Raw genomic sequence first — 25,654 nt, forward strand, 5'->3', positions numbered from 1 at the left:
ACCGGCCGACCGGCGACTTCACCGACTCGTGCGTAGCCCTCTCGCCCCATCACGAGCACGAGGATCACCACGATGACGGCACCCCTCGCGAGTACGACACGGCATCATGCATCGACGTCGGCCCGCGTCGGAGCCGCCACCTGTGAGTTCCGTATGCAAACGGTTCACGGCGGTCGGAAACTCCTAGACTCGAAGGTCCAGCGGCCACCACGGGAGGGCACCCCACATGGGCACGACGAGGCACGGATTCTCCACGTTTCTCACCCTGGCGTTCGTGGCCTCGGCTGCGGTCGGCCTGAGTCCGGCCGCGCGGGCAGCGGACGTGCCATCCCTCGCCAACGCGCCGATCCCGGCGGTATGCGGCCAGCAGGCCACGGCCCTGGACGGGTACGAGAAGGACAATCCGCGTACCGGCGGACACGTCGCGCTCCGAGTGGACCAGGCGGTCAGCGGTCTCGCCAGCGGCGACCCCGGCCGGGCCGCCGGCCAGGCGGGTCCGGTGACTGCGGTTCCTCTGACGTGCAGCATCCACGGCGCGGCGAAGCCCGATCTTCTCCTGATCTACAGCCCCGGAGCCCGGCTCCTCGCGACCCTCCGTCTCGTGACAGCGATCGGCACCCAAGCCCACGCCACCATCTCGGAACTCAAGGCCGTTAATGCGTGGTCTTCACCGGGGCGCTCGCCCGCCGCCTTCAGGTTCACCGTGACCACGTCCAACGCCCGCGGCTTCCTGCGGACCATTTACCACTCGAAGCTGACCTGGTCACAAGGACATGTGCACTTCCGCCTGGGGAACCCCCGGAACATCGACGGCGCACCGGAAGGCACCTCGCAGAGCACCATCACCGGCCAGCCTGGGCCGGCGATGCCGATCGTCAGGGGCGCGAAGAGCGCCGGTCGGCTCAAGCCCGCGCCACTCGGGTTGGGCCGGTATCTCGCGCGTCATGGCGGTGGCGCCCTGATGCGCTTCTACCATGCCTTCCACGGCATTGCACTGGTCTTCGAGCCCCGCAGCGGTAAGGCGGTCCTCGTGGCAAATAGTGTTCTCCCGGACTTCACGCAAAGCGTCGATCCCGGTCCCAGCGGCTGGCGGCAGATCGGCGTCTACTGGAGCCGCACCACCGACATCCCCTTGTGTCGCGATGTGAAGGGCGACCCGTACACCGCTGCGCACATCGCGGAGGTCTCCCTCGGTCTCAGTTGTAGGCCGAGTGCGGACGACAGTGCCGTCAAGGTCGGCCGGTGGCCGGCCGGCGGGCAGCCCGTCGCCTCCCCGTACACGTACTGACCGGAGGCTCTGCTCCACGTACGCTCCGGCTGGCGTGCGCCGGGCCCCGTCTTGCATCTCCCCTGGTCATCGGCGCATCCTGGCGCACCCGTAGCATTCTCCGCCGCTGCCGGAGCCAGAACGAGGAATGTCGTGCCAGCAGGAGAGCAGGCGGATTCCGCCCTCCGTGATGCGCAGACGCGCCGGAGCCTCGCTGCCTACACGGGGCAGGCATTCGCTGCGTTGGTGGTCGGCATCGGTTCGCTGTGTCTGGGCATCGGCGTGCTCATGGACGCGAACGGCGATGCGAAGCCGGGCGTTCCCTCCTTCGTCCTGCTGGTCGTGATGTTGGTCGGCCTCTTCGGAACACCCTTCGGACTCCTGTTCCTCCTCAACTGCGCGCGGGTGGCGTGGGTCCTCGCCCATCATCCGTGGACAGCCGTGCCGTCCACATACGAGATGGTGGGTAGCAATGCGTTTGGAAACGGCCAGCCGACCGTGACGCTGGGCTCCGAGACCAGCAAGCACACGCTCACGCTTCTCGCGTTCAAGTGGCGCTGGAGGCGCTTCGCCCAGTCGGAACTCTTGTTCGCCGGACGACCCAGCCGCGCCGGCGTCATCGCAACGACCGACCGGCGCGCGATCGTGTGGGCGGGCAGGTCCCTGGTCACATGGATCGAGATGCGGTGGCTCAGCAAAGGATGACGGTCAGTCTTGCGATGCTGGCGAGTCAGACGATCGTGGACCCCGACAAGGCCTGATACCGGCCGCGACTCACGCGCTCGACCTGGAGGTCCTTGAGGCAGACCAGTGGCGTGCTCTTCGGCCCGGTTAGGGGTGCTGTGGCTTAAGAGGCTGTGTCCGCGGATTGCGGCGGAGGGCGTATAGGTCCGGGAGGTCGCCGCGACACACGAGCACCTCGCATCCGCACTGCCACCGGCCCGATTGCCGCGCCCATGGCTCAGGTCCACCGAGAGCATCGATTGCACCTGACACGCGACATGCGGACTGTCGAACTCCGCTGTCTAGTCGGCACACGTGGTGTCAGTGGTGTCACTTCGCCGCGATGAGGCGCATTTCCTCAAGACGAGCCGGATCTGTCGATGACAGGTCGATTCACTTCTCGCGGGCCGGGGAGCGAAGTCGGATACCCGGGCGAGCGCGGAGCCGGACGCAAGCGCGCCGGGTCGGACGGAGGATCTGCATGCCCGCCGGTGTCGATGTGGTGTCGACGTTGAACGGGAGCGTTTCGTACGGGCGCTAGGTCTGCGGCTCGTCTGGGCGGCAACACGGCTGGTTCCGGCATTCCGGTGCGAGCGCGGCGAGACCCGGACCGTCGCCGGACTGGTCCCATCTGCGTGGGCGCGGCGCTAGGCTCCCGCCATGTCGGCGTTGGGTCCGATGATGTCGCGTCGCGAGGTCGTCCCAGTCGTGCAGGCGGCTGTCGAGGAAGCACTCGCTCGCCGGCACCCGCTCTGCATCCTCCTGCGGGCCGAGCTCGGTGCAGGGAGGTCACACCTCATGCGCGAGGTGGTGTCGACTCTGGAAGCTCGCTCCCGCCAGGTCGAGGCAGCACCGGCATCGATCAGCAGGCCGTACTCAGTGATGACGAGTCTGCTGGGCCTACCCCCGCCCGCGACCGTCCCGGCTCGCTACGACGAGGTCCTGCTGGAGCAGGTCGACGAGCTGTCGAGCGACGGAGCGCTCATCCTCGCCGTCGACGACCTCGATCTCGCCGATGCCGAGTCGCTGCAGATGCTCGAGCGACTGATCGCGGGATCGAGCGTGTCTCCCATCGCCGTTCTGGGCACGATCAGGACCGGCCAGCAGCGCGACGAGGTTGCCCGCTTCATCGCCCGGTCCCAGGTCGCGATCCTCGACGTACCGCCGTTCGACCTGCTCGACCTCGATGCCCTGGTGCACGAGCACACGGGGGATTGGCCAGACCCAGCAGTGCGCTCGATGCTCGCGCCGGTAGCCGGGAATGCCCTGCACGCGCTCGCGATCCTCGACGGGTTGGTCGCCTCCGGAGCATTGCGAGAGACCGGAAGGATCGGTGCGGCTGCCGCGTCCAGCAGCCCCACGGTCGACATCCGCAACACCGTCGCGACGATGGTCGCGACATTGGCGGGCACGAGTCTCGACGTCGCGCGCGCCCTGGCGGTGTACGGCGCACCAGCCACCATCGAGGACATCGCGGGCGTCTTGGCAGTACCGCCACTTTCTTTGCTCGGACCGGTCCAGCGCCTGCTCGACGCGCACGTCGTCGTGGCGGTTGGCGAAGCCATCACCTTCGCCAACGACCTCTACCGGCAGGCGGTCTACGACGCGGCTCCACTCCCGGTACGGCGCCTGCTTCACAGCGCAGCCGGTGCACACGGCGGACCTGCGGAGCGAGCTCGGCACGTGATGGCGTCGCAGGCGCGGCCGGACGAGGTGGTGGGCGCGGTGCTCGCCGCCGCGCACGACCTGGACAACGCCCCCGGCGTCACCGCTGAGCTGGTCGCCGACGCCCTGGCCAGCACCGATGTCGACGAGGAAGCAGCGGCGGCTCTGACCGCGACGCGCGCTCGCGCGCTGGCGCGATCGGGACGGCTACGAGAGGCGTGGGAGGCGGCCCACGCCGCGCAGGCTCGCACCCAGGACCCCGCCGTCCTGACCGCGCTGCGCCGGGTCGAGCTCTTCAGCCTCACCACCCGAGGACAGGTCGACGCCGCCCAGAAGCTCATCTCCGCAACGCTCGTCCTGCCCCTTCCCGACCGGATCCGCGCGATGCTGGCTCACCACCGCAGCTACCTGAGCCTGCTGGGTGGGCGTGGCCCGGTGCCCCTCGAACCGCTGGCCGCTGCTGCGGACGACGTACCTCTCAACGGGCTCGTCGCGGAGGCACTGCGCCGGTGCCTCCTCGGCGACACGGCGGTGGCTCTGGAGTACGGCTGGCTCGCCTCCCGCCGCTACCTGGCCGCCGATCACGACCCGAACGAGGGCCTCTCGGCCGACATCTGGCTCCCGTTCATCGAGCTCTTCCACAGCGGGCCGGACGCGGCACGACTAGCGCTGCACGAGGTGGTCCGGCGGCGCGACGAACGCGGCGACGGCTGGCAGACAGCAGGTCACCAGTCCATCGGCGGCGGCATCGACGCCCTCGCCGGAAACCTCGAGGATGCGGTGGCCCAGTACGACGCTGCGGCGGAGTCGGCCACCCGCAGTGAGCTGGGCTGGACTTCCCAGATGGTCGGCTGGCGCATCCTGCTCGACGTGCTGCGGGGCGACTCACCCGCTGCTGCCCGCCGCTTGGCCGCTTGGGACGCCGACCCGGGCGTCGTACAGCTCGGGATCCCGCAGGTCGAGCGGGCCCGGATGGCCCTGCTCGAGGCGGAGCGTCGCTACGCGGAGGCGGCCGACATCGCCCAGCGCGTCTGGTCGCAGGCCATCGACCTGCGGTTGTACGCGTGGGCAGCGATGACGGCACCGGAGGTCGCACGGATCGCGCTGCGGGCAGCCGACGACGACCTTCGCCTGCGCGTCGCCTCCGACCTCAGGAACCTGCCGGAGATGACGGGAACCCCGCCACGCATCGCCGCCACCCTGGCACGGGCGATGTGCGAAGGGATGTACGCCGACCTTCCGCGCACCGCCGCCGAGATCGCCGAGCTGGCGGCCGACAGCGGCGACGGGCTTCTTCGGCTGACAGCCACCGAGGAGGCTGCCGTGGCCACGGCGCTGACCGGAGACCGCGACGAGGCGAGGTCGCGCGCTCGCGACGCTCTCGCCCTTGCCGGGGCCTTCGGTGCCTCCGGCGTCGCTGCCCGAGTCTCGGGTCGGATGCGCTCGGCCGGCGTACGGCTGGGCTCGGCCGCGACCCGCGCCCGACCGAGTCACGGCTGGGAGAGCCTGACGCCGACGGAGCGCACGGTGGTCGACCTGATCGCGCAGGGACTCTCCGGGCCCGAGATCGCGCGCCAGCTCCATCTCTCCCCACGGACGGTGCAGACCCACGTCTCGCACGCGCTCGCCAAGCTGCAGGTTTCCAACCGCGTCCAGCTCGCCGCCGTTGCGCTCTCACGGTCGACGTCCACCACGGCAGAGTGAGGAACCGCGCCACCTGCCCCTCGTGCCGCGCTGCCTGAAACATCGGGTAGGGGTGGCGCGAGAACCTACGTCATCGCGCCGATGTTGGCGGCCCTCGACTGAACCAGAGTCGGTCTCATCACCGCACCACGACTCTGCAGGAGAAGACCATGAAGCCGACCAACCTGTTCCTGGGCCTCGCGCCCTGGTTCCTGTTCTCGTTCACCGCCGAGCTGCTCGGCCCCAACGGCGTCATGTACGGCGCCGCCCTGGCGTGCCTCGGCTCGCTCGTCCTGGCGATCCGGAGCCTGCGCACGGGCGGGTTCAACCTGATCGACGTAGCCGGAGTGGCGACCTTCGGCATCCTGACGGCGGTCGCGGCCGCGTCGGACCACACCGTTCGCCACGACATCGTCGACTACGGTCGCGGCGGTGCGGCCGCCGTACTGGCCCTGCTGATGCTGCTGTCGGCGGTCACCGTGCCGTTCACCGAGTCGTTGGCCCGTGGCGAGGTCGACCGCCGTTACTGGGGAAGCCCGGTCTTTCGCGCCGTGAACCGCAAGATCTCGATGATCTGGGCCGGCCTGATCGCCATCATGGCCGCTTCCCACCTGGTCGCCGGCGCGTTGACCGCTGCGGGGGATGACCGTCCGATCTTCCGGATCGCGCTCAACTGGGGCGTCCCGGCGCTGATCGTGCTGCGCGGCCTGAAGCTGACCGAGCAGGTCGCCGGGCAGGGCCTGCGCTCGGACCGCGCCGTCGCCCAGCAGGTCACCGGTGGCGCCGCATGAGCACCGCCGTCACCGGGGGGCCGCACGTCGCGGACACCGAACCGGCGCTGAGCCGCCGAAGCTGGCTGACCCTGGTCGCGATGACCGGCAGCCTCTCCATGATCATGCTCGACCAGACGGTCGTCAGCGTCTCGCTCCCGACGATGACACGGGACCTGCCGCTCACCTCGAGCGGCGCCCAGTGGGTCGTCAACGCCTACGTGCTCGCCATGGCAGCAGCGGTCGCTCTCGGGGGCCGACTCGGCTCCAAGCTCGGACCAGTCACGACCTTCTGTGCCGGCGTCACCACGTTCTTCCTGGCTTCCGCCCTGTGCGGACTGGCGCCGGCAGGCGGTTGGGGCCAGGACTGGATGATCGCCGCTCGTGTCGGGCAGGGCCTCGGGGCCGCCCTGATGATGCCGGTCAGCGCGACGATCGTGATGAGCGCCTTCCCGACACGGATGCGAGGGCGCGCCATGGGCACCTACGTCGGCATCAGCCAGATCTTCCTGGCCCTCGGGCCGCTCCTGGGCGGCACCTGCACCCAGTGGCTGTCGTGGCGAGCGGTCTTCTGGATCAACCTTCCCGTCGGTGTCGCCGCACTGATCCTCGTCGCCGCCGCCCGACCGCAGAACCCGAAGCAGGCGCGCCTCACCGTCAGCCCGCTCGACACCACGATGCTCGTCGCCGGCGTCGCCGCCAGCGTGTACGCCCTCCAGCAGTCCTCGAGCTGGGGCTGGGACTCGGCTAAGACGCTCGGCATCCTGGGCGCCGGTCTGGTCGTGCTGGCGACGTTCGTGTGGCGGCAGACGCGCCAGGACCAGCCACTCGTCGACGTGCGGCTGTTCCGGAACCGGGCGTTCACCGGCGACGTACTCGTGCTCTTCGCGACCCAGTTCGGGATGCTCGCGATGACGCTCTACGCCTCGCTCTACGCCCAGAACCTGCTGGGCTACAGCCCGATCAAGGCCGGCTTCACCGCGCTGGCGATGATCGTGCCGCTGATGATCGGCGCCCAGGTCGCGGGCCGTTGGTACGACCGCTCCGGCGCTCGGCCGCCCCTGCTCACCGGTCTGACGATCGCCACGATCGGCGCTGCCCTGTGGACCGTGGCCCTGCCGAACATCGCCTATGCCTCCAAGGTCCCCGGGATGGCGCTGGTCGGCCTCGGCCTGGGCCTCGTCTTCTCGCCGATCAACACCGACGCGCTCAGCAGGGTCAGCGCTAGCGCCCGGCCTCAGGCCTCCGGCATCGTGCAGACCGTGCGTCAGCTCGGTGGGACCCTCGGAGTGGCGGTGATCGGATCGGTGATCCTTGCGCACGAGGACCCGCACCTGGTCCCGGCCGACCGGATCGCCAACACCGCCCAGGCCATGACCTATGGCTTCTGGATCGCCGTCGCCGTCTTCGCCTGCGGTCTGCTCGCCGGATGGGCGCTCCTCCCCCGGCGCAGCCCGTCGGTCACACCGGACGCAGCAACAGACGCGGCATCGGACGCAGCACGCGTCTGACCGCCCGACTCAGCCCGGTCCAGCGGCCCGGCACGGCAGGCGCACCGTCGCCACCGTGCCGTGGCCCGCTTCGGCGTCCGGCAGGACCACCAACGAGCCCCCCGCGGCCGCGAGCCTGATCCGCAGCGACGCCAGCCCCACGTGACCCATCGCCACCTTGTCCGCCGCCTCCCCCAGGTCCATACCGACGCCGTCGTCGCTCACGACCAGGACGGCGGCCCCGACCGCTGAGCCGTCGTCCGCCTCGACACGCAGCAGCACCCGAGCCTCACTCGCCGCCGCATGCTTGCCGATGTTCGCCAGCAGCTCGCGGGCCGCGGCGTACAGCAAGGCCTCGACCTCCGGCTCGAGCCGCGCGCCCTCCTCCTCGGGCCAGCCTTCGGTGTCCACGTGCACCGTCGTTGTTCCGGCACGGGCGGACGTCGCGGCGAGCGCGCGCAACGACGCGGGCAGGCCCGCCGTCGAGAGTACCGCCGGATGCAGCTCGGTCAGAGCGCTGCGCAGGAGCTCGCGTGCCCGGCGCAGCGCTTCTGCGACGCGCTCGACCGCCTGAGACTGGTCCAGGGCTCCGTCGCGGGGTGGCCGTAGCTGCTCGATCTCCTGGCCTGCGGCCAGCACGTACTGCAGCGCTCCGTCGTGCAGCGTGTCGGACAGCGCGGCACGCTCACGCGCCTCCACACCGAGTAGGTCGCGCAGCAGTTCCGACCGCTCCGCCGCCAGCGCTCCGATCGTCAGCAGGCGCCATCGCTGGATGAACGCCAGCGACACGCACCCGAAGCTCACGCAGGCCACCATGACGGTGCGCAGCGCCGCCCACGACCACAGCGCGTGCGAGCTGCCGTGGTTCACCGTCGACGAGGCGAAGCACGCGGCCACCGTGGCGACGCAGACGATCGCGCACGTCACCGGGCGCACCTGCGCGGCAGCCACCACGGGGATCACGAAGAAGCCGTACCCGAGCGGGTCCGCGGTGCGCGTATCGCCCGGTGTCGTGCCCGCCACCAGGGCGACCGCCGCCAGCGCCACCGCATCCACGACGAGCGCCACCCACTGCAGTCGAAGGGGCGCCCGGCCGCCGCGGTCGTTCCACACGGCCGCCGCGACGCACCACCCGACGTATCCGGCCAAGATCACGAAGCACGCCGTTCCGCGCCCGCTCGGCGGCACGAGCACCAGAGTCGCCCCGATGAAGGCGATGAGGGCGTACCGCATCGCGAACTGCAGCCTGATCCCACGGAAGCGCTGCGAGAGCAGCAGCCCCGCCAACCCGGGATCGGCGGCCGCCAAGGCCCGCATCGAGCCGCTGCCGCCCCCTGCCGCGTCGCGCTCCGCGGCAGGCCGTGCCGTTGCGTCCGATGCCAAGGCCACCACCTCCGCCCACCGACCGCCGGGGTCTCGGACAGCAGCACCGTAGCGCGGGCGCCGGATCCCCGCCGTCCCACCGCTGTCCTGCGGTGTCCACCGATCGGCGGACACCGCTCTCCGCCGGCGGATCCACGAACCGGCGGACACCGCTCGGCGCCGAGGCGTTCGAGAGTGGAACAGCGGCAACCAGCCGCACCACCGGAAGGAATCTGCATCATGAATCGCATCGCTCGTGCCGCCGTGGCCGGCGCAGCCCTGACCTCACTCGCAAGCGGCGTCCTCGTCGTCGGTACCGGCGTCGCCAACGCCCAGCCGCCGACACCGACGCATCGAGCCGCCAGCCCAGCACGGCACGGCGAGCACCGGCGTCCGACCGGGCGGCGGCGCACCACGGGGGCGCCCGTCGTGTCCGTAGGCTCCACGATCGGGTTCAACCTGTACGACGACAGCGCCGAGACCCTGGACTTCGTCAAGACCACCGGGTCGCTGCCCGCCCCGCCGAGTGCACCCATCACCCCCGGCCACCACGTCAACCTCGAACTGCCGGAGCCGTTCTTCGGCGGCGACAAGGGCTCGGCCTACTACGACGTGATGGCGCCCGACGGCACCCAGACCGGCACGATGGAGCTCGACCTCGCCGACCCCGACGGCTACGGCAACACGATCTGGACCGCGACGTTCCTCGACATGGACGGCAAGCCGCTGAAGACGATGACCGTGCCCGGCAACCCGGCATCGAACGCCGGCCTGGACGTGGAGGACACGTCGGGCAGCCCGATGAGCACCCAGGCCCTGGCCGCCGGCTCCGACGCCGAGCAGACGATCCTGGACTCGGTGTGCCAGACCGTGTCCAGTGCCTGCACCTTCGACGCCACCAGCGAGACGAAGAACTACTCGGCTCCCAAGCTGCTCGCCGAGGGCTACAACGGTGGCAGCGAGGACGCCGAGATCACCGCGAACAACGGTTACACCGACTCGACGACCGACACCTGGGGCGCCGCCATCACCGCCGAGAGCGAGCTCGGTCCGATCAAGGCCTCCGTCCAGGCCAACTACTCCCACGCCGTGTCGGAGAGCACCGACTTCTCCACCAGCTACGAGGGCTCGGTCAGCCCGGGAGACACCGGCTACGTGTCGGTCGAGGTTCCCCAGTACGAGGACACCGGCACGATGACCATCCACCTCGGGAACACCACGTGGACGTTGCCCGGAATCACCGTCGACAACGCCATCCCCAACGCCGCGCTGATGTACGAGTACAGCCAGGCGACGGGCAACGTGCCCCTGCCGCTGGACCCCGGATCGCACGCCTGACGCAGCGGGCGTACGACGCCGAGGCTCCGACCCGAACCAGGGTCGGAGCCTCGACTGCGCTCTCCAGCGCTCACGCTCGGGCCTCTGTAGAGAAGCGGTCCTACGATGCGTCCATGGAGCAGCGTGTCAGCGCGGTGGTCGTCGACGACCATCCGTTCTACCGCGACGGCATCAGCCGCGGCCTGGCGCAGAGCGGCCGCATCGACGTCATCGGCGAGGCCGGCGACGGGCGCGAGGGATGGGACCTGATCCGAGAGCAGGAGCCCGACGTAGCGGTCGTCGACGTGCAGATGCCCGTCATGAGCGGCACCGAACTGGTCCACGCCGTCGTACGGGACAAGCTGCGCACCCGGGTGCTGCTGCTCTCCGCGATCACCGACAGCGCCGTGGTCTTCCACGCCTTGCAGGAGGGCGCCGCCGGTTACCTGGCCAAGGACGCCTCCCGGCTCGACATCGTCGCCGCCGTCATCGACGTCGCCCGCGGCCGAACGGTTGTCCCACCCGAGCTCGCGGCCGGCCTGGTCGACCAGATCCGCCTCCGAGCGGACGTCCGCGGACCTGTCCTGTCCGAGCGCGAGGCCCAGGTGCTCGAGGGCTTCGCCCGTGGCCTGTCGATCCCCCAGCTCGCTCAGGAGCTGTTCATCGGCTCCAGCACCGTCAAGACCCACACCCAACGGCTCTACGAGAAGCTCGGCGTCTCCGATCGGGCCGCCGCGGTGGCCGAGGGCATGCGACGCGGCCTCCTCGACTGACACTGAGCAACGTCGATCAGGCGCATCGACATGCGTCCGACCGTCGCTCTCGATCCGTTCGCCGCCCTCAGTTCGCCAAACGGCTCGAACCACTCTGGTCGTCCCTGCACACCTGGTGCGCACCTGGCCACAAATGCACTGTGGCCCCGACCGGGTTCCCCCTGGTCAGGGCCACAATTCAACGCGTGCGCGAGGGGGGACTTGAACCAGCAAAAGTGCCGCCTGACCTGCGGGTTTACCTTCAGCTGAGCGTCACTTCGACCCTGTTCAAGCCCGTTGGGACCCGTTCGACCAGGAGGCGTGCCCCCTGGGGGTGCACCACCACTTGATGACATGAGCGAGTCTATGCGGCTGCTCGCGCGGAGGTGCCGCGTTGGTGCCAGCTCGCTGGCACCGCCTACGACACCGTGCGCGCCGGCGGAGGACCGACGCGCACAGTGGCTTATCGAGCCGCGGGGTTAGCGCTTGTGGTTTGCCTTACCGACGATCTTCACCGTCCCAGCGCTCGGCGAGAAGCTCCCCGTGCCGGCGTACGAGGCGACGATGGTGTGGCTCCCCTTACCGATCTTGAGACGGAGCTTGACCTTGCCCGACGCAGTCTCCGCGATGGCGCCGACCTTCTTCCCGTTGTCCGTGAAGACGACCGCCCCGGCGGGGACCGCCGCGCCGGTCGCCGTGGCCTTGGTCGTGGCCGTCACCACGACCTTCTTGCCCGCCACGACCTTCTTGCGGCTGGCGCTGACGGTGGTCGAGGTGGCCGGCGGAGGACTGGCGAACGTGACGCCCGCAGTCACGTACTCGGCCGGCGTACCGATCACCGCGTCGGTGGCGACGATGTCGCAGGGACTGTGGACGTCGCAGGTGCCCTTCTCGGCGGATGAGTAGTTCACGAAGGACTTCCCGCTGTGCACCGTCACGGTTGCGGATGCCTGCCCACTCGCATTGGGAGTCACCTGCACGAGAGTTCCGGCGTCACACCCACCCACGTTCTGCGCGGTCGCAGCAGCAACCGTGCACTGAGCGATGAAGAGCGACTTGTTCGCGGTGAATCCGCTGAGCGTGACTGTCACCTTCTGGTTGTTCGCGAGATTGCTCGCCGGCGTGACCGTCATGGTCGGCGTGGTGTCTGCCTGTGCTGCAGACACGCCTCCGCCACCGGCGAGAAGCAGGACGACGGGAGCCAGAGCGGCGCCGATGGCGATGTGCGGTTTCATTCTTCCTCCAGGGTTGGGTGTTGATGAGCGTGGGTGAGTAGCCGCGGCACGACGTCCGGTTCAGTCGTCCAGGGCGTTGCGGATGCTTCGCAGTCGCTGGTTCGCCCAGGCGGCATACCCCAGCGCACCCAGGCAGATCGCGAAGCCCACCAGGATCAGCGCTGTGGTGGAGACATAGACACCGGAGCGCGTGTCGCTGACCGGTGCGATCTGCGCGGCGACCGTGGGCGCGGCCGTCACGGTGACCACCGCGACGGGGCCGGCCGCCGGGGTCTGCTGTGGCACCGTTCCACCGTCCGGAGCTGCGGCTGCGACGGTGTCGGCCGTGGTCGCCTCCGTCGCATCGGGCGTGGGGAGCGTTGAGGCACCCGAAGCGGCCGCGCTCGGAGTCGAAGAGCCGGTGGCGCTGGCAGCGGCGGTCGCCTCCGGTTGTGTGATCGGGATCCTCCCGATCACCGGCACGTTCGAGTTCGGCAGGAAGCAGGCCGTCGTCACGATGAAGACGCCGCCCGGACCGCTGACGCGTGCAGTGGCCACGAAGGCGACCGTGGCAGGGGTGCTCGCATTGGGGTTCTTCGCCACGTTGTTCTGCGGCATCTGCAACACCAGATCCCCCTTCGCGTCAGCCGGGACCGTCACCTTGGGGAGAGTGAGTGCGCCGGAGACCTCGAGCGGGTTGCCGATCTGCGTCGGACTCGTCTGCCAGCGGTCGGCCTTGAGCGTCTCGGTCGCGCCGCCGACCTTCGTCCCGACGGACATGTCGGTCGAGTAGGCGTCGACGGTGGTGGCTCCCAAAGCAGAGGCGTTCTGCCGCAGCTGTTCGGAGAACTGGAACGTCAGCGTGCCGCTCATCGACACCTTGTCACCGGGCTTGACGCTGGTCGGGACGTTGAGCTGCAGACGCACCGTCGCGCCATCCGGGGTCACCGCCGAGATGCCCTTCGCTGTCAGCAGACACTTGTAGGCCGTCTGCGCCGTCAGCGTCTCGGTGGTGTCCGCGGCGACCGCGGACGAAGCGGGAACCACAAGCGCCCCGAGGAGCGCGGTGGGCGCCATCGCCAGGATGGCCACGACGAGGCGACGGGAGCGGTAGGCGATTGAATTCTTCATCTCAGGTCCTGCTCTGTGGTGGATTCGAAGATCGAGCTCGGAGGAGTGCTGCCCGTGCTGCGGAGAGCCGAAGTCCGGCTCGAACAGCGACGACCAGGAGGAGTGCGGGCAGCGTCAGCACCATGAGGATCAGGAGCCACGCCGGTACGAACGTCCCGCTGCGTACCGTGTTGGCGGGGATCTGTGTCTCATCCGCGAGATGAGCCGCGGCCTCGGGATCTGCAGTAGGTACGGAACCCGCCGTGGTCCGGGCGTCAGCGCGCGCCGCGACAGAGTGACCGGCTTGGGCCTCGGCGTGCGCCGGGGCTGCTGAGGCGACACCGGCCAACGTCCAGATCAGCATGAGCAGCGCTGCCCCGCCGCGTCGGATGCTCATGCTCGCGCCAACGCTCGGGTCGGCGGGACGAAGCTCGCGCGCTCGACGGGGGCCAGGGCCGCGAGCCGCACGGCCCACACGGTCGCAACGATCACGACGAGCACCGGAGCGAACGGGATGCTCAGTCGCTGATCCACGCCGATGCTCGCGATGATCATCCGGGACGCCACGATGCCGAGGAACGATCCGACGACGACACCGAAGCCTGCCGACGTGCCGGCGACCAGGAGGATCCGGGCACCCAGCATCCGTTCGAGGTCGCGACGCGCCAGACCCAGCGCCCGGAGGGTGGCGTGCTCGCGTGTGGATTGAGCGAGCGAGAGCGCTGCCGTAGCCGCGGCGCCCATGATGGCGACCACCACGGCAAGGCTCAGGATCCCCGCAGCCGCGGCGCGCGCCACTCCGAGGGCCTGTGCCGCCCGGACATCCAGGATCACGGGGCCGGCCACGGGAAGGAGCCCGCCCTGGATCGCGATGCCGGTGATCTCGTCCACGACATGGGCACGATCGACGCCCGGTTTCAAGGCGATCCACACCAGCTTGCGATCCGGCTGTGCGTCGACACGCCCGAGCGTCTCCTGGCTCACCATCGACGGCACGGGAAGGCCCTTGACGTAGTGCACCGTCAGATCGCGGGCGTGGCCGTCCGGCCCAAGGATCGTGACGTGGCTGCCGGCCGAGAACGGGGGTACGCGGAGGTGGGTAGGTAGATGCTGTCGTCGCGCACCTCCGAGACGGGACTGCCGTGGGGCAGCGCACGTTGCATCGCCTGCTCGTCGAGCGCGGCCGTTCCGATCGAGATCCGCACCCTGCCGTCCTGTCCTCGACCGCTGATCGTGACGTTGCGGCCGAACGTGACGCCGGAGGCCGACTCGACTCCTTCGACCCCGGTGAGCGCCGTGAGCGTCGCGTCGCCGATGGGCGCGGCACCGGCCACCGCTCCGACCGTCAGGTCGGGGAGGTCCGAATCGCTCAGCCGGGCGGACGTCGCGGCCTGGACCGATGACAACGCCACCCAGGAGAGGACGATCATCCCGACGGCCAGCGAGACAGCCACCGCCTCGATCACCGCCAGCTGCGGCTTGCGTACGACATCGAGCAGACCGAGACGTCGATGCACGACTCGAGAGCGCCACGCGAGGCTCTGCGCGATGACCTTCATGACCGGCGAGAGCAGGAAGGCCGACCCGATCGTCGCGACGGCAACACCGGCCGCCGTCGCTGCCGGCGCATGGCTCCCTGCCTCGTGCAGTGCGATGAGAGCACCGCCCACCGCAAGCGTCGCCGCGACCACGGTGCGGGTGTTCGTGCTTCGAGTGGGCGTCGCCATCGCCGCCTTCAGCGCGGCTGACGGCGCAATGCGAGACGCGCTCCAGGTCGGGATGGCCGCGCTGAGGAGCGCCAGGCCCGTACCGAGGACGATCGGCAGGACCACGGCCGCCTGACGGATGACGAACGAGGAGCCGTCGATCGGCGGCAGACCTGGGACGAGTCCGACAGCGGGCAACAGCAGTCGCGCGGTGCCCAGACCCAGTATCACGCCGATCGTGGCGCCGCCCAGCCCCAGGAGTGTCGACTCCACGGCCACGAGCGCACCGACCTGCGCGCGGGTCGCGCCGATGCAGCGCGCCAGGGCCCAGACACGACGCCTGGTCGCAAGGTTGGCGCCCGCCGTCGTCGCAGCGATGAGTGCAGCCACGACGCTCGACACGCCCGCTAGGGCCGAGACCACGCTGCCCACGGTGTCGATCTCACGCGACTGCAGCGCACGCTTCGCATCAATGATCTCGTCGGTCCGTTGCGGGAACCCGACCGGTGCGACGCGATTGATGTCGTCGACCAGGGCGCTGAGATCCGCGCCCGGCCTTGCGGCGATGGTCACCGTGTTGGGGCCGTCGACGCCCGCCAGCGTTTCGGCCACCGCGGTGGTGACGATGCCGTACGCACTCCTGAGCCGATCGACGGAGCCGTGGGTGTCGACGACTCCGACGACCCGGTAGAGCTGCGTGGGGATGCCGGGGCGCCCCAAGGCGAGCGAGTCGCCTAGCCGGATGCCCAGCTGATCGAGGGTGTAGGTGCTCAGTGCGATCTCGTCGCTGCCCTGTGGGGCTCGCCCTGCACTCACGGTCTGCCAGCGGAACGCAGGGTGGGTGTTCAAGGACTCCACGGCGAGCCCGAGGGTCGACGAGCCCGCCTGAGCGACGGCCGTCGCCTGCACGGTGGTCCCGACCGAGGCGACCTCGGACAGGCCCGCGACGCGGCGAATGTCGCGCTGTGGGATCGCCGTCGAGGTGCTGCCGACGGCCGCGGAGTCCTGGGCGGTGTTGAGCGCCGAGCGCTGCACGATGTCGACTCCGTTCACCTCGACCCGGAGTCCGTGGTCGACCGCACGCTGGGCGCTGGCACCCAGCGTGAGAGCCGTCGTCAACGCCGCAGCGCCCAGGATGGCGGCGCTCAAGGTCACGAGGATCCGGCCGGGACGGCGCCGCGCCTCCGCCGATCCGAGCCGAGCCAACGCTGCGGCCCGGCGCGATGCTGGACCGAACATCATGCGCCGACCTCGTAGGCGACGCCGGAGCTGCTCGTGCCTGCGGGTGCTCCCGGGACGACCTGGGTCAGTCGTCCGCTGTCCATCGCGTAGACCTTGTCGCCCCGTGCCGCGACGAGCGGGTCGTGGCTGATCACCACGACCGCATGCCCATGGTCGTGGGCGACCCCGAGCAGCATGTCGACCATCTGATGTGCCGACGGAGGATCGAGTGCGGCCGTCGGCTCATCGGCGAAGACCACCTCGGGATCGGCGAGCAGGGCGCGGATGACGGCCACCCGCTGCTGCTGTCCGCCTGAGAGCTGGCTCGGCAGGTGATCGAGACGCTCGCTCATGCCGAGGTCGGCGGCAAGATTCTCCAGCCGGTCCTCGTCCGCGGTTCGGCCGTCGAGCTCCAGCGGCAGCGTGATGTTCTGTCGTGCTGTGAGGGAGTCGATCAGGTTGAAGGACTGGAAGACGAAGCCGAGCTTCTGGCGGCGAAGCTTCGCCATCTGCCGATCGCCTCGGCGGGTGATCTCGACGCCGGCGATCTCGACCGTGCCGGTATCGGGTCGATCGAGGCCGGCGAGGACCTGGAGCAGGGTGGACTTGCCGGAACCGGAGGGTCCGGCGACCACGGCCATCTCGCCGGGATAGACGTCCAGGTCGACCGCATCGAGTGCACGGACGGACGAGCCGTCCGGCCTCTGATAGGTCCTGTTGAGGTCGCGGGCTACGACGATGGGGCTAGTCATGAGACTCCTCGCGTCTGGGATCGGGCTGGACACCGCAACGCCTCAGAGCACGCTCGGGCGAGGCATACGGACGGCACGGATGCTTGGTGTACGAGTTGGCGATGGGCGTATGAGTTGGTGCTTCGGTGTTTCCCCGGTGTCGAGCCCCATGGCGAGGAAGCTCAGTGACGCGCGAACGCCGAGTCGTCCTCATCTGACCGAGCGGATCGGGACCACGGCGACGGCCCCGACCAGGGCGAGGAGCGAGGCCACAGCGAACATCGCCTGATAGCCGACCAGCGAGATCGCCAGGCTTCCGATGAGCGGGGCGACCATCTGGCCGACCGACGCCGCGACGTTGAGGATGCCGAGGTCCTTGCCCGCTTCGCTCTCCACGGGAAGGACCATCGTCATCAGGGCTTGGTCCACGGCGAGATAGACGCCGAATCCGAACCCGGTGATGACGAACGAGACGATGAAGGCGGTGATGGTCGGAAAGAAGATCGGGATCGTGCTCGCAGCCGCCATGACGACTGACGACACGATGACCGGCGTCTTCCTCCTCCCGATCCGATCCGAGATGCGTCCGGCGGGATAGACAGCGATGAGGATCGCGATCACGGCAGTCACCGACACGACCGGCACGAGATCGGCGGCTCGTTGGCGACCGAGGCCGAGGTAGTCCTGCATCGTGTAGAGCAGGTAAGACGTCACCGAGCTGTAGCCGGCATACATCGTCACCCTGGCCAGGAAGGCCCACGCGAAATCGGGGTGCTTTCGCGGGGAGACCCAGAACTGGGTGGCGAAAGCACGTGCTGTGAGGCGTGGGGGTCGCGGGAGCCGGCTGCTGTCGCGGCGCAATCCGTAGGCGATCGGGACCCCGAGCAGCGTGATCAGCGCCAGCACCAGGAAGCCCGTCGACAGGTGGGCGCTGAGCAGCGTGCCGACGAGAACGCCCGAGAGGATGCCGGCCCACATGCCCAGGCCGCCGACCGCTGCGACGGTGCCGCGACTCTCCGCTGGTGTGCGCTCGGCCAGCACGGCGAACAGCGGCGCCGCCACGAGCGAGTAGGCGATCGTGAGTGCCATCGCGAGCACCACCAGAGCAGCGATCGTGGTCGCTAGGGCGAACGCCGCGATGATCGCGGCGCAGGCACAGAACCCGCCAAGCATCCAGGGCGCTCGGCGCCCCCACCGCGAGCGGGTGGCGTCCGACAGCTGGCCCGCGAGGGGCAGCGCCACCAGCGAGGTGACGGCGCTGACGAACGAGATGATGCCCAGGTTCACTACCTTGTGATCGCTATCGATCAGGTCGACCCGGAACGGGATCATGAACTGGGTGACGGCACCGTTGGCGAAGTTCACGACGAACTGCAGGCCGAAGTAGGCCCACGTCAGCTGCCGAAGCCGGTCTGACGCGACCAGGTGCGGCATACCGGGGTCGCTCGCCGTTCGCAACGCGGGGTCAGACATTGCGGCGCTCATGGCGTCGGCTCCTTCGGGTGGGTAGGAGTGATGCGGTGTGGCTACGGCGCACTGCCCCCGGGGTGGATCGGGTCGTCTGCTGCCGGCGGTGCGAGCAAGATCGTGTGGAACAGGCTCTGGTTCCGTGCCGACTCCCGGCGATCGAGCCTGAGTCGAGCTGCTCTGTCGCAAGGTGGCTGGGAACCGACATGCGATGAACGTACGGAGCGGCCAGCCCCCGCCCCATGACCCTCGGGCCCGCATTCGTTGACCAAAACAATCAGGCCTGAGGACACGGAACGAGCGGACTTCGACCCGCTCAGCGGAGGCCCACTGTCGCCCGGCTGGGCGCGACTTCCGGATGATCCGTCCTGCGGCCGGCGTCGGTCTTCGAGTGCTGCGCTGCAGCCTGCAGCCGGAACCACAGGAACCCGTATCCGCTCACTGTCAGGCGGTAGGCCCCGGTCGCGATGGTGGGGAAGGGCACCGAACCGGTGATCTCGATCGGCTCGTAGCCGTCGAGTGCCGAGAGATCGACGTCGGTCGCCTGCGGATGCGGCGAGAAGTTGCTCAAGCAGAGCACGATGTCGTCGTCGTGGCGTCGCAGGAAACAGAGGACCGCCTCGTTGCTGCCACCGAGGTCCTCGAACGACCCGAGCCCGAATGCCGGGTGTCGCGCTCGGAGGGCCAACATCTTCTGGGTCCATCGGAGCAGGGAGGACCTGTCCTCCATCTCCGCCTCGACGTTGACACGCTGGTAGCCGAAGACGGTGTCCTGGATCAGCGGCAGGCTCAGCCTGCCCGGATTCGCCTTCGAGAAGCCCGCGTTGCGATCAGCGCTCCACTGCATGGGGGTGCGGACACCGTCGCGATCTCCGAGCCAGATGTTGTCGCCCATGCCGATCTCGTCGCCGTAGTACAGCACCGGCGAACCCGGCAGCGAGAGGAGGAGCGCGGTGAGCAGCTCCATCTGGTCGAGCTGATTGTCGAGCAGCGGCGCGAGGCGCCGCCGGATCCCGAGATTCGCCCTCATCCGCGGGTCCTCGGCGTAGTGCGACCACATGAACGCCCGGTCCTCGTCGGTGACGGCCTCGAGGGTGAGCTCGTCGTGGTTGCGCAAGAAGATGCCCCACTGACAGCCAGCCGGTGCCACCGGCGTCTGGGCCAGGATGTCGGTCACCGGGAGGCGCGTTCCTCGCCGGGCGGCCATGAAGAGTCGCGGCATCAGCGGGAAGTGGAAGGCCATGTGGCACTCGTCGTCGTCCCCGAAGTAGTCCGCCACCTGGCTGGGCCAGCCGTTGGCCTCGGCGAGCAGCACCCGGTCGGGGTAGTCCGCCTCGATGATGCCGCGAAGGTGCTTCAGAAAGCCGTGGGTCCGGTCGAGGTGTGCGCAGTCGGTCCCGTCCTCTTCGAAGAGGTACGGGACGGCATCGAGCCGGAACCCGTCCACACCCAGGTCCAGCCAGAACCGCATGGCGCCGATGACGGCCGTACGCACGGCCGGGTTCTCGAAGTTGAGGTCGGGCTGGTGGGAGTAGAAGCGATGCCAGTAGTACTGCTCGCGGACCGGGTCCCAGGTCCAGTTCGAGGTCTCCACGTCGGGGAAGATGATCGGCGCTCCGGGATAGTCGACGTTGGTGTCGGACCAGACGTAGAAGTCGCCGTACTCCCCCACCGGATCGTGGCGCGACGCGACGAACCACGCGTGCTCATCGCTGGTGTGATTCATGACGAAGTCCACGATGATCCGCAGGCCCCTCGCGTGAGCTGCCGCGAGCAGCCGCTTGAAGTCCTCGAGCGTGCCGACGTCGGGGGCGACATCGGTGTAGTCGCTGACGTCGTACCCGCCGTCTCGCAGTGGAGAGGGATAGAACGGCGGAAGCCACAGACAGTCCACGCCCAACCACTGCAGGTAGTCGAGACGCTGTTCGACACCGTGGAGGTCACCGATGCCATCGCCGTTGGAGTCCTGGAAGGACCGCACCATCAGCTCGTAGAAGACGGCGCCCTGGAACCACCGGGGGTGGTGGGCGCTCAACGAGACGATGCCGACGCTGGGTTCGGCGGGCTCGACGGGGGTGTCGGGCTTGTCGAGGAGTGACATGGTGCGGGTCCTTGCGTTCAGGGATGGATATGCCGGCGATGCGCCCATCGCGGGCGATCGGTGTCTGCAGCGGTAGATGGCGCGCACGGCGCGAACGGATCTTCTAGGCCCGGCGCTCGGCGAGAGCGGTGTGAGCCTGCAGACGTACGGAGCGTTGAGCAGCACGGGCGATGGGCTTCGCCGCGGGGTCGATCCACCGTGCCAGCGCTACGAGGCGTCGCTGGGCCGCCCGGCCGCTGAGATCGACCTCGACGGTGGCGGGCCAGCCGCCATGACCCACGTCGATGCGGGCGCGGAGACTGACGCTCTCGAGGACACTCATGAGTGCCGCGGCGTGCATGGTGCTGCTGCAGCCGACAGCCAGCCATCGCAGCCAGTCCCGGCCATCAGCACATCGCGCCCCGCGCAGGGAATCCAGGGACCGGCAGGCCGCATCGAGGCCCTCGGGGCGAGCGACCGCATCCGGGAGGAACCGAATCGAGTCGACCGCGCTCAGATCGCCGAACTCCGAAGCTCCTCGGCGAGGAGGGTCTGAGAGGGATCCTGCGGCCCGTCGCCGAACCGCATGACGATTCCGGGTGCGCGTCCGAATGGTGCCCAGCCGGGATCGCCGGACTTCACGAAGCGCACGAACGCACCGTGCATCTCGTGGGCCAGCTCCTCCGGCGGGTCGACGCCGAGCATCTCCGCGCCGATGGAGGTGGAGGTGAGCAGTGCCTCGAAGTCGTCCTGGACGAACGGGATGTCAAAGGTGTGGTCGGCTCCCATGCCAGCGGGCAACGAAGGCGACTGCCACGTGAACCGGTACGCGTGACACGCGCCCTGGTGCGCCTGGGCCATCCGCAGGCTCGGTATCCCGAAGAAGGCATCGGAGAGCACCCCACACAGCGCAACCAGGTCCGAGTCGGTGCCGCGCGCCCGGCGGTAGCGCCCGAGCAGCTCGTCCGTGATGCCGAGATGCTCGGTCATGAGGGGGATCAAGACCTCACTCTCCGGGCCGGCGAGCCCGAGCCTGGCCATCATCCCGGCGACCTCGTCGTTGGTGGCGCCGACGAGAAGGTCGACGTGGCGCGCGGCACCGTCGCCGAGCGCCTCCAGCACCGGCCTCGGCAGGCTCGGTGTGCCGTGGGTGACAGCGAACGCGATCGGCAGACGAGCCTCGTCCAGCGAGATGTCACTTCCGGCGAGTTCGTCGACCTCCTGGAGGACCCGACGCGTCTCCTCCTCCGACAGCGCACGCATCGCGGTGCGCGTGGGGTCGCAGCCCGCTAGGCGGGCGACCAGCTCGGTCTTCGCCCGTGCCGTCTCGATCGAGAACGATCCGTGCGGCGCGCCGCTCTGAGTCACCGCCCGCCGGAAGAGTCCAACGGCCAGGGGGGACGCCATCAGCATCGCGACGCATACGGCACCTCCCGACTGGCCCATCACGGTGACGTTCTCGGGGTCTCCTCCGAAGGCGGTGATGTTGCGCTGGACCCAGGCGAGCGCGGCGATCTGATCACGAAGACCCAGGTTGTCGACGCCTTGCTCGATCGAGTCGTCGAACAGCATGAAGCCGTCGAGACCGGTGCGGTAGTTGACGGCGACGTGGACGATCCCGTCGCGCACCCAGCTGTCGCCACGATGGGCAGGAGCAGTTCCGACGCCGGAGATGAAGCCTCCGCCGTGGATCCAGACCAGAACAGGAGCCTTCTCGGCACCAACCGGGGCGTGCACCGTCAGAGTCAGGCAGTCGAAGCTCTGCTCTGGCGGGTTGAAGTAGCCGTTCCACGGATCGTCGGTCCGCCAAGGCTGGATCGCTCCTGGTGCGGGCTCTCGAGCCTCCCGTACGCCCTCCCAGGGCTTCATCGGGGCTGGTGCGGCGAACCGGCGCTCACCGACCGGCGCCTCGGCGTAGGGGATCCCCGCGAACAGAACGGTCGCGCCGCGCCGAGTGCCGACTACGACCCCGCTCGCGGTGGTGACGATCGGGTCGTCGCTAGGCATGGACACGTCCCTCGGGGGCGGGATAGAGAGTGTCGATCTCCGCGGCGTACTTCGCGGCGATGGGCCGACGGCGGAGCTTCAAGGTCGGGGTGAGCTCCTCGCCGCCCGGCTGCCAGAAGGTGGGCAGGATCGCGAAGCGCTTGATCTGCTCGACCCGGGCCAGCTTCTGGTTGGCATGATCGATGCCGTCCTGGATGACCCGTCGCAGACCGGGGTCCTCGGCCAGAACCGCCGCATCGGCCGCCAGCCCGTTCTTCTCCGCGTACGCGGCGGCCAGATCCGCGTCGAGAGCGATCAGGGCGACGACATAGGGACGCGCATCACCGATGGCGACCACTGATCCCGCGAGAGGGCACGCGGTCTTGACCTGGTTCTCGATGTTCGACGGCGACATGTTCTTGCCGCCGGTGTTGATGATGATCTCCTTCATCCGATCGACGATCGTCAGGTACCCGTCGGCGTCGACCGTCCCGACGTCACCGGTGTGCAGCCATCCGTCGGCGTCGAGCGCCGCGGCGGTGAGCTCGGGCTGGTTGCGGTAGCCCCGCATCACGCCCCTGCTGCGCACCAGCACCTCGTCGTTCTCCCCCAGCTTCAGCTCGACCCCGCGGGCCGGGCGGCCTACGGTGCCGAGCCGCACGGTGGCGGGCAGGTTCAGCGTTCCGATCACGCCGAGCTCTGACATTCCCCACGCCTCACAGACCGGCAGGCCGATCCCGAGGATGAACTCCATGGCCTCGTTCGAGATCGGGGCGGCACCGGACAGGGCCAGCTTGGTCTTGTCGAGGCCGAGGCGAGCCCGCATCCGCGAGAGCACCAGACGCTCAGCGAGCGCGACCTGGAACGATTCGACCGCCGACAGCGAGCGTCCTGCCGATTGAGCACGGACTCGCCGACGCCCCGTGTCGACCGCCCAGGCAACCAGGCGACCCGTGATTCCCCGCTGCTCGGCCATGGCCGTCTGGAGCGCGGCGATGAGCCGGTACCAGAGCATCGGTACGGCGACGAAGACGGTCGGCCTGACCGCCGGGAGCGCGCCGAGCAGTTCCTGCCGGTTCGCCACCGTGGTGACCTCGATGCCCCAGACCATCGGCGTGTAGTGCGCCAGATAGCGGTTCACGATGTGCGCGTCGGGCAGGTAGGAGATGACCCGTTCGTGATCGCCGACCGCCATCACATCGAACACCACCGAGAGGTTGTTGAGCAGACCTCCGTGGGTGAGCTCCACGCCCTTCGGATCCCCAACGGTGCCGGAGGTGAAGATCAGGGTGGCGACGTCCTCGGGTCCGACGGCTCGCCAGGCGGCATCGAAGTCGAAGTCGGACGTCCGCTGCTCCATCAGGGCCTGCAGCGACATCGTCGCCCCGTCGGCCTCGCCTTGGACGCAGACGACGTGCTCGACGTCGCTGCCGGCGCGTGCTTCGGTCACGACGGCGAGGAACTCCTCCTCGCACACGACGACGCGGTTCGCGGCGTTGGAGAACAGGTAGGAGATCTGTTCGGGGGCGCTGGTCGTGTAGATCGAGAACGGGATGGCACCCAGGTGCATCACGGCGGCATCGATCACGTTGAACTCCGGGCGGTTGATCAGCATCAGCCCGACCGTGTCACCGCGCTCGACGCCCAGTGCGGCGAGACCGGCCGCAACGCGACGCACGCGTTCACCGTATTCGCGCCACGACCAGCTCACCGTGCCGTCGTAGCTGCGCAACGCCACGTGGTCGGCGCATGCCGCGACCGTCGATTGGAACAGTGCGCAGAGGCTAGGCGCCTTCTCGACATCAGCGAGCGTCAGTGGAGGCCTGTGCACGAGCCTTCCCTCCTTCGGTACGGCGCTCGTCGGCAAGGAGACCCTTCGCCACATGGGTCACCTGGATCTCGTTCGAGCCGGCGTAGATCATCAACGACTTCGCATCCCGGGCGAGCTGCTCGACCCGGTACTCGGCCATGTAGCCGTTGCCCCCGAACAGCTGCACCGCTTCCATTGCGACCGCTGTCGCGGCCTCCGAAGCGTAGAGCTTCATCGCAGACGCCTCGGCCAGCGTCGGCAGCTTGCCAGCGCGAACGTGCTCGAGGAGGGAGAACACCATGTTCTGCACGTTGATCCGGGCGACTTCCATCGTGGCAAGCTTCAGCTGGATCAGCTGGAGGTCTCCGATCGGCCGGCCCCACAGCTCCCGATTGCGCGCGTACTCCAACGACAGTCGCTGGCACTCGTTGATGATGCCGAGTGCGAGGACCGCGACGCCCATCCGCTCGCTGGCGAAGCTCGAGCGAACGCTGTCACGACCGTCACCGCTCGCGCTGTTGCCACCCGCGAGGAGACGCTCAGGTCCCAGCCGAACGTTGTCGAAGAACAACTCCCCGGTGGGAGAGCTCATCATGCCCATCTTCTTGAAGGCCTTGCCCTGGGTGAGGCCCTCCATGCCGGAGTCGAGCACGAAGCTGAGGACCTGCCGTTGGCGCGGGTCACCGCCGTCCTGCTCGTCGAGCTTGGCGTACACGACGATCACGTCGGCGAAGGGACCGTTGGTGATGAACGTCTTGCGGCCGTTGAGGATGTAGTCGTCGCCCTCGCGTCGGACGTAGGTCCGCATGCCGCCGAAGGCGTCGGAGCCGGCGTCGGGCTCGGTGATCGCCCAGGCACCGACGTGCTCGAACGTGGCGAGCTTGGGCAGCCAGCGCTCCTTCTGCTCCAGCGAGCCCTTGTTCCAGATCGTGGCCGCGGTGAGGCCGAGGGAGACACCGATCGAGGCGACAGTGCCGAGGCTCACGCCTGCGAGCTCGCTGATCATGACCGCAGCCATGCTCTCGGCGCCATCGAGGCCGCCTCGACGCCCGTCCTTCGTCCGCTCGCCGGCATCCGAGACGGCCGCCTCGGCCTTGCGACGCTCCCGGGCCAGGGCCTTGCCCACGGCGTCGGCCGCCATCGCGTCCAGGCCGAAGGAGGCCCAGAGCGAGCGGATGATCTCGTACGGCGCCAGCTCTCCGGTCTCGAGCCGGTCGAGGTGGGGTCTGATCTCCTTGTCGATGAAGCCCCGAACGGCTTCCTGGATCGCCAGGTCGCTCTCCGACCACTCGATCATCAG

Annotated in this window: 19 protein-coding genes; 7 read left to right on the top strand and 12 right to left on the bottom strand. The window is 69.1% G+C overall.

Annotation, left to right across the window (positions count from 1 at the left end; genetic code table 11):
* Positions 1-274 precede the first annotated feature (274 nt).
* The 5 genes from ACZ5L9_RS17750 (at position 275) to ACZ5L9_RS17770 (ending at position 7,619) form a co-directional block, all read left to right on the top strand.
* Complete coding sequence (locus ACZ5L9_RS17750) at positions 275-1,288, top strand: hypothetical protein (RefSeq protein ID WP_464530248.1); 1,014 nt, start codon at positions 275-277, stop codon at positions 1,286-1,288.
* 132 nt (positions 1,289-1,420) lie between these two features.
* Complete coding sequence (locus ACZ5L9_RS17755; protein ID WP_464530251.1) at positions 1,421-1,972, top strand: hypothetical protein; 552 nt, start codon at positions 1,421-1,423, stop codon at positions 1,970-1,972.
* A 900-nt stretch (positions 1,973-2,872) separates the two neighbouring features.
* Entirely contained in the window at positions 2,873-5,359 is a 2,487-nt protein-coding gene (locus ACZ5L9_RS17760; RefSeq protein WP_464530254.1) for a helix-turn-helix transcriptional regulator, read from the top strand.
* A gap of 149 nt (positions 5,360-5,508) precedes the next feature.
* Positions 5,509-6,129 (top strand): hypothetical protein, encoded by a 621-nt coding sequence (locus tag ACZ5L9_RS17765; protein ID WP_464530257.1) that lies wholly within the window; start codon positions 5,509-5,511, stop codon positions 6,127-6,129.
* Positions 6,126-7,619 carry an MFS transporter gene (locus ACZ5L9_RS17770; RefSeq protein WP_464530260.1) on the top strand — a complete coding sequence of 498 codons (1,494 nt, stop codon included), beginning with the start codon at positions 6,126-6,128 and terminating at the stop codon, positions 7,617-7,619. Before ACZ5L9_RS17765 ends, ACZ5L9_RS17770 begins: the two co-directional genes overlap by 4 nt.
* Before the next feature lie 9 nt (positions 7,620-7,628).
* Here the strand turns inward: ACZ5L9_RS17770 and ACZ5L9_RS17775 are convergent, their stop codons facing one another.
* Positions 7,629-8,981, bottom strand: a complete 1,353-nt coding sequence (locus tag ACZ5L9_RS17775) for a sensor histidine kinase (protein ID WP_464530263.1) — start codon at positions 8,979-8,981, stop codon at positions 7,629-7,631.
* A gap of 219 nt (positions 8,982-9,200) precedes the next feature.
* Here ACZ5L9_RS17775 and ACZ5L9_RS17780 point away from each other — a divergent pair, with 219 nt between their 5' ends.
* The gene (locus ACZ5L9_RS17780) at positions 9,201-10,298 is read left to right on the top strand and encodes a hypothetical protein (RefSeq protein ID WP_464530266.1); all 1,098 of its coding nucleotides are present in this window, start codon (positions 9,201-9,203) and stop codon (positions 10,296-10,298) included.
* Between the two features lie 113 nt (positions 10,299-10,411).
* Positions 10,412-11,050, top strand: coding sequence for a response regulator (locus ACZ5L9_RS17785; RefSeq protein ID WP_464530268.1), 639 nt, complete (start codon positions 10,412-10,414; stop codon positions 11,048-11,050).
* 458 nt (positions 11,051-11,508) lie between these two features.
* Here ACZ5L9_RS17785 and ACZ5L9_RS17790 read toward each other — a convergent pair whose 3' ends face one another.
* From ACZ5L9_RS17790 to ACZ5L9_RS17840, 11 genes are all read right to left on the bottom strand, one after another.
* On the bottom strand, positions 11,509-12,264 hold the full coding sequence (locus tag ACZ5L9_RS17790) for an Ig-like domain repeat protein (protein WP_464530270.1): 756 nt from the start codon (positions 12,262-12,264) through the stop codon (positions 11,509-11,511).
* A gap of 60 nt (positions 12,265-12,324) precedes the next feature.
* Positions 12,325-13,374 (bottom strand): DUF6801 domain-containing protein, encoded by a 1,050-nt coding sequence (locus ACZ5L9_RS17795; protein WP_464530272.1) that lies wholly within the window; start codon positions 13,372-13,374, stop codon positions 12,325-12,327.
* A gap of 372 nt (positions 13,375-13,746) precedes the next feature.
* Positions 13,747-14,340 carry an FtsX-like permease family protein gene (locus ACZ5L9_RS17800; protein WP_464536910.1) on the bottom strand — a complete coding sequence of 198 codons (594 nt, stop codon included), beginning with the start codon at positions 14,338-14,340 and terminating at the stop codon, positions 13,747-13,749.
* A 35-nt stretch (positions 14,341-14,375) separates the two neighbouring features.
* Positions 14,376-16,208: an ABC transporter permease gene (locus tag ACZ5L9_RS17805; protein ID WP_464530275.1), complete on the bottom strand. Its 1,833-nt coding sequence runs from the start codon at positions 16,206-16,208 to the stop codon at positions 14,376-14,378.
* Between the two features lie 89 nt (positions 16,209-16,297).
* Positions 16,298-17,032, bottom strand: coding sequence for an ABC transporter ATP-binding protein (locus ACZ5L9_RS17810; RefSeq protein WP_464530277.1), 735 nt, complete (start codon positions 17,030-17,032; stop codon positions 16,298-16,300).
* Positions 17,033-17,221: 189 nt separating this feature from the next.
* Positions 17,222-18,667 (bottom strand): MFS transporter, encoded by a 1,446-nt coding sequence (locus tag ACZ5L9_RS17815; protein ID WP_464530280.1) that lies wholly within the window; start codon positions 18,665-18,667, stop codon positions 17,222-17,224.
* 127 nt (positions 18,668-18,794) lie between these two features.
* Complete coding sequence (treS, locus tag ACZ5L9_RS17820; RefSeq protein WP_464530283.1) at positions 18,795-20,579, bottom strand: maltose alpha-D-glucosyltransferase; 1,785 nt, start codon at positions 20,577-20,579, stop codon at positions 18,795-18,797.
* Between the two features lie 103 nt (positions 20,580-20,682).
* Positions 20,683-20,901 carry a hypothetical protein gene (locus ACZ5L9_RS17825; protein WP_464530286.1) on the bottom strand — a complete coding sequence of 73 codons (219 nt, stop codon included), beginning with the start codon at positions 20,899-20,901 and terminating at the stop codon, positions 20,683-20,685.
* 170 nt (positions 20,902-21,071) lie between these two features.
* Complete coding sequence (locus ACZ5L9_RS17830) at positions 21,072-22,565, bottom strand: carboxylesterase/lipase family protein (RefSeq protein ID WP_464530288.1); 1,494 nt, start codon at positions 22,563-22,565, stop codon at positions 21,072-21,074.
* Positions 22,558-24,429 (bottom strand): AMP-dependent synthetase/ligase, encoded by a 1,872-nt coding sequence (locus tag ACZ5L9_RS17835; RefSeq protein WP_464530291.1) that lies wholly within the window; start codon positions 24,427-24,429, stop codon positions 22,558-22,560. The genes ACZ5L9_RS17830 and ACZ5L9_RS17835 overlap by 8 nt, the downstream gene beginning before the upstream one ends.
* Positions 24,347-25,651, bottom strand: coding sequence for an acyl-CoA dehydrogenase family protein (locus tag ACZ5L9_RS17840; RefSeq protein WP_464530294.1), 1,305 nt, complete (start codon positions 25,649-25,651; stop codon positions 24,347-24,349). Before ACZ5L9_RS17840 ends, ACZ5L9_RS17835 begins: the two co-directional genes overlap by 83 nt.
* Between the last annotated feature and the right edge of the window lie 3 nt (positions 25,652-25,654).

The sequence above is a fragment of the Nocardioides sp. JCM 18998 genome, from assembly GCF_055391535.1.

Excerpts from the sequence above, each read along its gene's own strand:
- ACZ5L9_RS17760 (WP_464530254.1), top strand. The coding sequence starts at position 2,873 with ATGACGAGTCTGCTGGGCCTACCCCCGCCCGCGACCGTCCCGGCTCGC.
- ACZ5L9_RS17765 (WP_464530257.1), top strand. The coding sequence starts at position 5,509 with ATGAAGCCGACCAACCTGTTCCTGGGCCTCGCGCCCTGGTTCCTGTTC.
- ACZ5L9_RS17770 (WP_464530260.1), top strand. The coding sequence starts at position 6,126 with ATGAGCACCGCCGTCACCGGGGGGCCGCACGTCGCGGACACCGAACCG.
- ACZ5L9_RS17780 (WP_464530266.1), top strand. The coding sequence starts at position 9,201 with ATGAATCGCATCGCTCGTGCCGCCGTGGCCGGCGCAGCCCTGACCTCA.
- ACZ5L9_RS17785 (WP_464530268.1), top strand. The coding sequence starts at position 10,412 with ATGGAGCAGCGTGTCAGCGCGGTGGTCGTCGACGACCATCCGTTCTAC.
- ACZ5L9_RS17790 (WP_464530270.1), bottom strand. The coding sequence starts at position 12,264 with ATGAAACCGCACATCGCCATCGGCGCCGCTCTGGCTCCCGTCGTCCTG.
- ACZ5L9_RS17795 (WP_464530272.1), bottom strand. The coding sequence starts at position 13,374 with ATGAAGAATTCAATCGCCTACCGCTCCCGTCGCCTCGTCGTGGCCATC.
- ACZ5L9_RS17800 (WP_464536910.1), bottom strand. The coding sequence starts at position 14,340 with ATGGTGAGCCAGGAGACGCTCGGGCGTGTCGACGCACAGCCGGATCGC.
- ACZ5L9_RS17810 (WP_464530277.1), bottom strand. The coding sequence starts at position 17,032 with ATGACTAGCCCCATCGTCGTAGCCCGCGACCTCAACAGGACCTATCAG.
- treS (WP_464530283.1), bottom strand. The coding sequence starts at position 20,579 with ATGTCACTCCTCGACAAGCCCGACACCCCCGTCGAGCCCGCCGAACCC.
- ACZ5L9_RS17825 (WP_464530286.1), bottom strand. The coding sequence starts at position 20,901 with ATGAGTGTCCTCGAGAGCGTCAGTCTCCGCGCCCGCATCGACGTGGGT.
- ACZ5L9_RS17830 (WP_464530288.1), bottom strand. The coding sequence starts at position 22,565 with ATGCCTAGCGACGACCCGATCGTCACCACCGCGAGCGGGGTCGTAGTC.
- ACZ5L9_RS17835 (WP_464530291.1), bottom strand. The coding sequence starts at position 24,429 with ATGTGGCGAAGGGTCTCCTTGCCGACGAGCGCCGTACCGAAGGAGGGA.
- ACZ5L9_RS17840 (WP_464530294.1), bottom strand. The coding sequence starts at position 25,651 with ATGATCGAGTGGTCGGAGAGCGACCTGGCGATCCAGGAAGCCGTTCGG.